8 protein-coding genes are annotated in these 8,799 nt (G+C 74.6%); 1 reads left to right on the forward strand and 7 read right to left on the reverse strand.

Going from position 1 to position 8,799, the window contains the following annotated elements; all coding sequences use genetic code 11:
• Window position 1 precedes the first annotated feature (1 nt).
• Genes ABD733_RS16910 through ABD733_RS16935 form a run of 6 tightly spaced genes read right to left on the reverse strand, consistent with a single transcriptional unit; the run spans window position 2 to window position 6,002 of the window.
• The gene (locus ABD733_RS16910; protein ID WP_344798399.1) at window positions 2-1,360 is read right to left on the reverse strand and encodes a PfkB family carbohydrate kinase; all 1,359 of its coding nucleotides are present in this window, start codon (window positions 1,358-1,360) and stop codon (window positions 2-4) included.
• Window positions 1,357-2,064 (reverse strand): D-sedoheptulose-7-phosphate isomerase, encoded by a 708-nt coding sequence (locus ABD733_RS16915; RefSeq protein ID WP_344798401.1) that lies wholly within the window; start codon window positions 2,062-2,064, stop codon window positions 1,357-1,359. Before ABD733_RS16915 ends, ABD733_RS16910 begins: the two co-directional genes overlap by 4 nt.
• Entirely contained in the window at window positions 2,061-3,323 is a 1,263-nt protein-coding gene (locus ABD733_RS16920; protein ID WP_344798403.1) for a glycosyltransferase, read from the reverse strand. The genes ABD733_RS16915 and ABD733_RS16920 overlap by 4 nt, the downstream gene beginning before the upstream one ends.
• On the reverse strand, window positions 3,320-4,387 hold the full coding sequence (locus ABD733_RS16925; protein ID WP_344798405.1) for a glycosyltransferase: 1,068 nt from the start codon (window positions 4,385-4,387) through the stop codon (window positions 3,320-3,322). Before ABD733_RS16925 ends, ABD733_RS16920 begins: the two co-directional genes overlap by 4 nt.
• Entirely contained in the window at window positions 4,384-5,442 is a 1,059-nt protein-coding gene (locus ABD733_RS16930; protein WP_344798407.1) for a glycosyltransferase family 9 protein, read from the reverse strand. The genes ABD733_RS16925 and ABD733_RS16930 overlap by 4 nt, the downstream gene beginning before the upstream one ends.
• Window positions 5,439-6,002, reverse strand: coding sequence for a D-glycero-alpha-D-manno-heptose-1,7-bisphosphate 7-phosphatase (locus ABD733_RS16935; protein ID WP_344798408.1), 564 nt, complete (start codon window positions 6,000-6,002; stop codon window positions 5,439-5,441). The genes ABD733_RS16930 and ABD733_RS16935 overlap by 4 nt, the downstream gene beginning before the upstream one ends.
• Window positions 6,003-6,121: 119 nt before the next feature.
• On the opposite strand from ABD733_RS16935, the gene ABD733_RS16940 reads away from it, so the two are divergent.
• Complete coding sequence (locus ABD733_RS16940) at window positions 6,122-7,153, forward strand: glycosyltransferase family 9 protein (protein WP_344798410.1); 1,032 nt, start codon at window positions 6,122-6,124, stop codon at window positions 7,151-7,153.
• A 621-nt stretch (window positions 7,154-7,774) separates the two neighbouring features.
• On the opposite strand, the gene ABD733_RS16950 is transcribed toward ABD733_RS16940, so the two are convergent.
• On the reverse strand, window positions 7,775-8,692 hold the full coding sequence (locus ABD733_RS16950) for a sigma-70 family RNA polymerase sigma factor (protein ID WP_425552945.1): 918 nt from the start codon (window positions 8,690-8,692) through the stop codon (window positions 7,775-7,777).
• Window positions 8,693-8,799 lie beyond the last annotated feature (107 nt).

The following is an 8,799-nucleotide window of genomic DNA, read 5'->3' on the forward strand; positions in this document are numbered from 1 at the left end:
GTCAACCGACCTTGGCGAGAGCCGAGGCCAGGTGGGTGGTGGATCGTCCGGGATGGAACGGGACGGTCACGGTGCGTCCGCCCCAGGACGCGACGAGGGACGCCTCGGGGAGGGAGGCGGCGTCGTAGTCGCCGCCCTTCACCCAGACGTCGGGGCGGATCCGGTCGAGGATGGCGTGCGGGGTGTCTTCCCCGAAGACGGCGACCCCGTCGACGCACTCGAGGGCGCCGAGGAGGTCGACGCGGTCCTCCTCGCGCATGATCGGTCGCTCCGGCCCCTTGAGCCGGGTGACCGACTCGTCGGAGTTGACCACGACGATCAGGCAGTCGCCGAGCTCGCGCGCGGCGGCGAGCGTCTTGGCGTGGCCGGCGTGCAGGAGGTCGAAGCAGCCGCCGGTGGCGACCACGCGGCCGCCGCGCGCCCGGACGGCCTCGGCCACCGCGAACGCGTCCGGGATCCGGAGCGGCACGGGAGGCCGGGCCGGCTCGGAGCCGTCGACGAGCGACGACCAGGGGAGCGAGCCGACGCCTCCCGCGGCCAGGAAGGTCGCGGCATCCTGCGTGCCCCGCTCGAGAGCGGCCGCCGCGTCGGCGCCAGCGGCGAACGCGATCGCGACGGAGGCGGCGAGGCGGTCGCCGGCGCCGCACGGGTCGGCTGCCTCGACGGCGGTGACGGCCAGCTGCTTCTCGACGCCGTCGCCGGTCGCGAGGACGGCGCCCCGCGAGCCCTGGGTGACGGCGACGCTGCGGGCGTTCCAGAGCGTCCGGAGCGTGGCGGCGGCCCCCTCGGCGGAGCCGGCGAAGCGCTGTGCCTCCGAGTCGTTCGGGGTGACCATCCAGCAGCCGTCGACCGGGGTCTCGCCGCGGGGGTGAGGGTCCCAGATCACCGGCGACTCGACGGCCTTCGCAGCCAGGGTCTCGCGGAGGGCCTCGTTGCGCAGAAGGCCGCGGCCGTAGTCGGCCACGATGACGGCGTCGGCGCGCAGGATCGCGGCCAGCATCTCGGGCGTGACGCTCGGCCGCGACGGAGTGCCGCAGTTCTCGTCCACCCGGACCACGGCGTGCGACCCGGCGCGCACCCGCGTCTTCACCGGGGTGCCCTGGTTGAGGCGCCCTGCGACGACGGCCAGGGGGCCGAGGGTGGCGCGGAGCTCGGCTGCGGGGTCGTCGTCGGCGAGAGCGGTCACGAGGGTGACCTCCTCGCCGTCCATCGCGAGGAACGCGGCCACGAGTCCGGCGCCTCCCGGCCGGACCGACCGCCCCTCGACGTCGACGACGGGGACGGGCGCGTCCGGGCTGAGCCGCGTCGCGCTGCCGGACAGGTCGACGTCGAGCAGCACGTCTCCGACGACGGCGATCACAGGGCGCCGCCCGAGGCCTCGGGGGAGGTGGCGGAGGAGCCCGCGTGCCCGGGAGCACGCCGGTCGGGGCCCTCGATGCAGCGCCGCTCGATCTCCTCGTCGAACACCAGGCAGAGCGAGTGCACGGCGACCAGCTGGCCCTCCTGCACGTTCGACGACGCGCCCGGCAGGGCGATGACGTCGTCGACCAGGGAGGCGAGCGGGTTCGGCGTCGGGCCGGTCAGCGCCCAGGTCGTCATGCCGATCGAGGACGCGGCCTTCGCCGCCTCGAGGAGGTTTCCGCTGGCGCCGGAGGTCGATAGGAGCAGCAGGACGTCACCCGCCCGCCCGTGTGCCAGGACCTGCCGCGCGAAGACCTGGTCGAAGCCGTAGTCGTTGCCGATCGCGGTCACGGCGCTCGTCTCCGAGTGGAGGGCGACGGCCGAGAAGGCAGGGCGATCGGCCTGGAAGCGTCCGACGAACTCGCTGGTGAGGTGTTGCGCCTCGGCGGCGGAGCCCCCGTTGCCCGCGGCGAGCAGGCGGTGGCCGGCCGAGAGGCGGTCGGCCAGCGTCTCCGCCCAGGAGCGGAGGCGGCCGGCCTGCGCGTCGAGGGCCTGGAGCACCGCGCCGAGCGACGCGATGTGCTCGCTGATGGTGCCGGTCGAGGGCTCCGTCGCGGCCTGCGTCGTCGTCCTGGTGCCGGCGGCGGTCTGCGTGATCGTCATCGGACCGATCCCTTGGCTCGGGTGGGAGCGCCCTGACTGGCGCTCACCGCGTTCGTGTAGAGAGAGGCGGTCCGCGAGGCGATGCGGTCCCAGGAGTAGCGCGAGCGGGCCCGCGATGCGCCGGCGCGGCCGAACGCCGCACCGGTGTCGGGGGAGTCCAGGATGCCCGCCACGGCCGAGGCGATCGCCTCCGGGTCCCGAGGCGGCACGCTCCGACCGGTCACCCCGTCGACGACGGTGTCGATGAGCCCGCCGACGGTGGCCGCGACCACGGGGACGGCGCAGGCCATCGCCTCGAGCGGCACGATCCCGAACGGCTCGTACCAGGGGGCGCAGATGACGGCGTCCAGGGAGCGGAGGACGCGGGGGAGCTCCTGCTGGTCGAGGCGGCCCCGGAGGTGCACGCGGTCGGCGACGCCCAGCTCGTCCGCGAGGGCGAGGAGGGTCCTGGCGGTCTCATCGTCCTCGAGGTGGTCGGCGGCGGGACCGCCGACGACGAGGAGCTCGACGTCGCGGCCCTCCTCGACGAGCTGCGCCAGCGCGGAGATGGCGAGCCCGTGGCCCTTGCGAGGCACGAGCCTGCCGATCGTCGCGATGCGGTGCGGGCGGGCGCGCTCCTCGACGGGGCCGTCCGGCTGGAACACCGCGGTGTCGACGCCGCAGGGCGCGATGGCGATCTTGTCGGCGTCGACGCCCATGCTGCGGAGCTCGAACACCTCGTCGGAGCAGGTGGCGATGACGAGGTCCGACGACCTGCCGACCGACGGCTCGAGGTACTCGCGCTCGCCGGGGCTCGTGTCCTGCGCGCCCTGGTGGCGGCGCTTCACCTGCCCGAGGGCGTGGAATGTCTGGACGTGCGGGATCGGCGACCGCCCGCCGCGCGCCTTGAGCGAGGGCCGCGAGACCGCGTCGGCAGCGGCGAGGCCCGACATCCAGAAGTGGGCGTGGACGACGTCCGGGCGGTCGGCGAGGAAGGCGCGCTCGAGGCCGTCGGCGAGGGCCGGCATGAAGGGGAGCAGGTCGTCCTTCGGGATCGTCTCCGCCGGGCCCGCGTCGAGGTGGACGACCTCGACGCCGGACGGCATGACGACGCTCTCCGGCAGCTCCGGGTCGTCGCGCCGCGTGTACACGACGACGTCGTGCCCGCGGCGGACGAGGGCGGCCGACAGCTGCGCCACGTGGACGTTCTGCCCGCCTGCGTCTACTCCGCCGAGCGTCGCCAGCGGGCTGGCGTGCTCCGAGACCATCGCGATCCTCATGATGCCGTCGTCCTCTCGTACGGTGTCGGGTGGTTCTCTTCCGGGTCGTGCCGGATGCTCCGGGCGAGCCCCGCCCCCTCGGCGGCCTCGGCGGCGGTGGCGCCCCCGACGACGTTCGCGAGGACCGCGTCCCAGTCGGCCAGGAAGCGGCTCAGGCCGTACCGGCGGAGCGCGTGGGCCCTCGCGATCCTGCCTGCCGCTCTCGCCTCGTCGGGGTCGTGCACCAGCCGGCGCGCGGTCGACGCCAGCACTCCCAGGTCGGTCGACACGGCACCCGCCCCGGGCGGCACGGCGTGGAACGCCTCGGTGGTGGCCAGGGCGATCACGGGCATCCCGAGGTGCATGGCCTCGATGAGCGAGAGGCCGAGCGATGTCCAGCGGATCGGGTGCAGGTAGACGCGGCGTCGGGCGAGGCTCTCGTGCAGCCTCCTCGTCGGCAGGTCGCCTTCGACCGCCAGGCGGTCCTCGCCGAGCCCGAGGGCCTCCCCGAGTCCGTCGGCGTTCATGCCGTAGACGTCGATCGGCGCCGCGTCGGCGAACGCCGGCAGGAGGTCGGATCCGGTCACGCGCCAGCGGCGCACCGGGTCGTTGACGACGACGCCGAAGCGCGGCAGCTCGCCGGTGTAGAGCTCGCCCGGGTCGACGACGCCGTGCTCGATGACGGTGGTCGGTGCGCGGCCGCAGTCCCAGAACAGCGAGTTGAAGGGCGTGACGTGGGCGACCAGGATGTCGTCGCGCTCAGACAGGGGGTGCACCGAGTTCGGGACGTCGCGCCGCGGGGTGTTGTGCTCGACGAAGACGGCGGGGACGTCGCGGCCGAGGCGGCGGCCGAGCAGCTCCTCGGCCTTCTCGAGGTCCTCGGTCCGCTGCAGGACGACGAGGTCGACCCCGGCGTCGCGGAGGTCCTCCGGCGCGATCTCCCGCACCGACTCCGGCCAGTCGCGACCGCCGCGGCCGAGCCCCCAGGGGCCGCCCTCGGGGGTGGTGGGCAGCAGGTACTCGTGCTCGCCGCGGACGAACGCGTCCGTCCAGCCGCCGTGCACGTGCCAGAGCAGGATCCTCACGAGGCGACTCCTTCTTCGTGGATCAGGGACGGCCGGCCGGCCAGGTCGACGACGGCGCGGACGACGTCGTGCTCGGTCACGCCGGCGAGGCAGGGGTGACCCGCGATCGGGCAGTCCCGGGCGCGGCTGCCGCGGCAGGCGGCCCCCTGGTCGCCGAGCAGGATCGTCGGCGTCCGGTAGGGCGCCCAGCGGATCGCGGGCACCACGGGCGAGAAGAGGCTGACGACGGGCGCTCCGACGGCGGCGGCGAGGTGGGCGGGCCCGGTGTTGCCCACGACGACGGCCTCCGACTGCGCGAGCACGGTGGCCAGCTGGCCCAGCGAGAGCCGCCCGCCGAGGTCGACGCCGTCGACTCCGGCGACGCTCGCGGTGAGGCCGGTCTCGGACGGACCGCCCGTCACGACGACGTCGAAGCCGGCGCGAGCGAGAGCGGGGACGCAGGATCGGGCGCGCTCGGCGGGCCAGGTGCGGGCCTCGACCTGCGCACCGGGGTGCAGCACCACGAAGCGCTCCGGCAGCAGCGCCTGGACGTCCGCGGGCAGCTCCTCGGCGAGCACGGCGAGGCGTCCGTCGTCGCCCGCGGGCAGCACGTGGCCGGCGGCACGGGCGATCGCGAGCTGCCGCTCGGGCTCCGGCTGGTCCTCGACGAGGTCCTCGCCGGGCCGTAGCCGGACGTCGAGGAGGCTCCCGGCGTAGTCGGTCGACGCGCCGGTGATGCGCGAGACCCCGGCCAGCCGGAGGAGCAGCGCCAGCGGCAGCGGCGACTGGTGGAACGAGCTCAGGATCACGGCCTCGTCGGGCGCCCACTCGCGGAGCAGGCCGGCCAGGCTCTCGACGTGCTCGGGCGTCGCGGCAGGCGCAGGATCGACGATCCACGGTGCCGACCAGGTCAGCACGCGATCGACGCCAGGCAGGAGTCGGCCGGCCGCCGCACCCTCGGGCGAGCAGAGCAGGGCGACCTCGGCGCCGGGGGTCGCCGCCACCGCGCGGATCGCCGGGCCTGAGACGAGCACGTCGCCGACGCTGTCGAGTCGAGCCACCAGGATCCGGGTCACCGGGCTACCTCGACGGCGTCGAGCAGCTCCAGCGCGCGCTCGACGGCGGCCTCGAGATCCGGGGCGACGAGGGAGGCGGCGTCGACCTCGGCCGCGCGGGTGGCGGAGGTGGGGACGAGGATGCCGCGGGATCCTGCGCTCTCGGCGGCGGTCACGTCGGAGCCGATGTCGCCGATCAGGACGACGCGGTCCGCCTCCACGCCGAAGAAGCGCTGCGCCTGGAGCACGAGGCCCGGCGCGGGCTTGCGGCAGTCGCAGCCCTCGTCGCGGCCGTGCGGGCAGACGAACCAGGCATCGAAGGGCCCGATCAGCTCGTCGACCCGGGAGTTCACGGCGTCGACCTCGGCCCTGGTCGCCCGGCCGTCGCCGATCATGCCCTGGTTCGTCGCGACTCCGACTCCGAACCCGGCGGCCCGGACACGCCGGACCGCCCGGGCTGCGCCCTCCACCGGGGCGACGAGAGCCGGATCCCGGTTGTAGGGCACGTCGTGCACGAGGGTGCCGTCCCGATCGAACAGGACGACCCCCTGCGGCGCGACGGAGAAGGAGGAGAAGGTCATACAGGCGCTGTTCCCACAGGCGCTTCTTCTCAAACCCCTCGAGGGCTCCCGAGGGTCCCGGAGGGTCCCGAAGCGCAGATCCGGGCCCGATGTCGGCGGCTGCTGGCACCATGGCCCCAATGCGACGGCTCTCCGACACCCCCAGCGACGTTCCCGAGATCCTGGCGCTCCGAGCGCTCAAACTGGGCGACCTGCTGGTCGCGGTCCCGGCCATCCACGCGCTCAAGCGCGAGCGGCCCGACCACGACCTCGTGCTCGCGATCCCCGGCTGGCTCGAGCCGATCGCCGAGCTGACCGGCGCCGACGTGCTGCACCCCACCCCCGGGCTCGACCACCCGCTCGCCGAGCCCGCCCGGGCCGGCCGCTTCGACACGGTCGTCAACCTGCACGGCAACGGCCCTGAGAGCCGCGGAGTGCTCGACCTCCTCGACGCGCCGCACCGCATCGGGCACCGCGCCTCGGGCTGGGACGGCCCCGAGTGGGAGGACGGCGTCCTGGAGCGCCACCGCTGGGCCCGCCTGGTCGACTCGTTCGGCATCCCGGCCGACCGCGACGACATCGCGATCGACCGCCCTGCGGTCCGCAACGTCGCCCCCGGGGCCGTCGTCGTGCACGTCGGCGCCTTCTACGGGTCGAGGCACTGGCCCGAAGAGCGCTTCGCCCGAGTCGCCCAGGGGTTCGCGGCCGACGGCCACCGCGTCGTGTTCACCGGGAGCGCGGCCGAGCGCCCCCGCGCGGTCGAGGCCGCCCGGCTCGCGGGCCTCCCCGACGAGAGCGTGCTCGCCGGCACGATCGACCTCGCCGAGATGGCCCTCGTCGTCGCCGAGGCCGCGCTCGTCGTCTCGGTCGACACCGGGGCCGCCCACCTCGCCTCCGCCTACGGCACCCCCTCCGTGGTGCTCTTCGGCCCGGCGCCGGTCGAGGAGTGGGGCCCGCCCGAGCACGGCCCGCACATCGTCCTGACCGACGCGTCGCTGCGGGTCGGCGACACCTTCGGCACCGAGCCCGACCCCGCCCTCCTCGCGGTGCAGCCCGCCGACGTGCTCAGCGCCGGACGAGAGGTCGTCCGAGGAGTAGAACCGGGAGCGACCGCGCTGTCCCCAGGGCCGATCGGCCAGGCGACCGGCCCGGCGGAGAGGACCGACGAATGACCGACGACCGATTCTTCGCGATGCTCGCGGAAGACCTCCAGACGGAGCCCGACCTCCGACAGACGGTCATCCGCGCGGCCGGCTACGCCCGTGCTCTCCTCGGCACCGACGACGCCGTGATCCGCTTCCACCGCGCGTCGATCCCGGGGGAGGCCCGCGTCGCCGCCACCAGCGCGCAGGCAGAGAACGCCGACGACCTCCGCATGCTGCACCGAGCCCCGGGCGCCTCGCGTCGCGATCCCGACCGCATCGTCGTGGCCGACACCGCCACCGACACGCTCTACCCGGCCTGGTCGCGCTCGATCCTGGCGCTCGGGTACGGCAGTGCGATGACGGTGCGCCTCGACGCGAGACGCCACTCCGTCGGCCTGCTCACCGTCCTGTCGGAGCACCGCAACGACTTCTCGCCGACCGCCAGGCGCCTCGACCTCGACGCCCTCGACACGCTGGTGCGCCACATGTCGGTGGCCCTCTACGACCTGCGCGCAGCCGTCGACTTCGACGCGGCCATCGAGAGCCGCACCGTCGTCGGTCAGGCGCAGGGCATCCTGATGGAGCGGCACGGGCTCGACCAGCACCGCTCCTTCGAGGTGCTCCGGCGGCACTCCCAGCAGGGCAACATCAAGCTGACAGACGTGGCTCGGGCCCTGGTCGACACTCGAGAGCTGCCGCAGCCGGCGCCTGGCCGAACGCGCAGCGCAGCTCCCGGAGCAGCCGCGCGAGGATTCGAGACACCTGCATCTGCGTGACCCCGATCCTGCGCCCGATCTCCTGCTGGCTGAGCTCCTCGGCGTAGCGGAGGCGCAAGACCTCGAGGTCGCGCGGCGCCAGGCCCCGGAGGGCCGGGGCGAGGTCGCTGGTGCGGTCCACGCGCTCGAAGCCGCCCTCGTCGTAGCCCAGGAGCTGGCCGAACGGCACGCCCTCGGAGCCCGACACGGGCATGTCCAGCGAGAGCACGCGGCTGTCGTCCTGGACGCGCTGCGCCTCGCGGAGGTCGTCGACGCTGCAGCCGACGACCGCGGCGAGCTCGTCGACGCTCGGGCGGGAGTGCCCCGAGTCGCGGAGGTCGTCCTCGGCGTGCGCGGCGGCGGCGCGGATCTCCTGCAGGTTCCGAGGCGGTCGGACCAGCCAGCCGTGATCGCGGAGGTGCCGTTTGATCTCGCCGCGGACCGTGGCGACGGCGAAGGCGACGAAGTCCTGGCCTCGATCGACGTCGAAGCGCTCGGCGGCCTTCACCAGGCCGAGGCAGGCCACCTGCCGGATGTCGGCGAGGTCGCGGCGGCGTGCGCCGTAGCGGAGGGCCAGCGCTTCCGCCACGTCGAGGTGGTCCTCGACGACGGCGTTGCGGGCTCGGCGCGCGGTCTCGGGGTCGGCGGCGCGCGCGCTCTCGAGGGTCGAGACGGTGCGACGCTGCCGGGCTGCTTCGGCGGGCGTCCGCGCCGAGGTGCGGGCGGGGGCTGCGAGGGGAGTCGGGGCGGGGCTCGGAGTGAGGGTCCGCGGGCGGACGACGGTCAGGACGGGTTCGGCAACGATGGTCATGGCGCTCCTGTGAGAAGGAGGGCAACCGCTCTCTTCTCGGCGGTTGTGGCGTCCACTGGATGACACACCCCCCATCGGATTCCGGTACCCCCCTTGCCTGCTGCTCC

It is taken from the genome of Frondihabitans peucedani (assembly GCF_039537585.1).
In the GTDB taxonomy this organism is placed as follows: Bacteria; Actinomycetota; Actinomycetes; order Actinomycetales; family Microbacteriaceae; genus Frondihabitans; species Frondihabitans peucedani.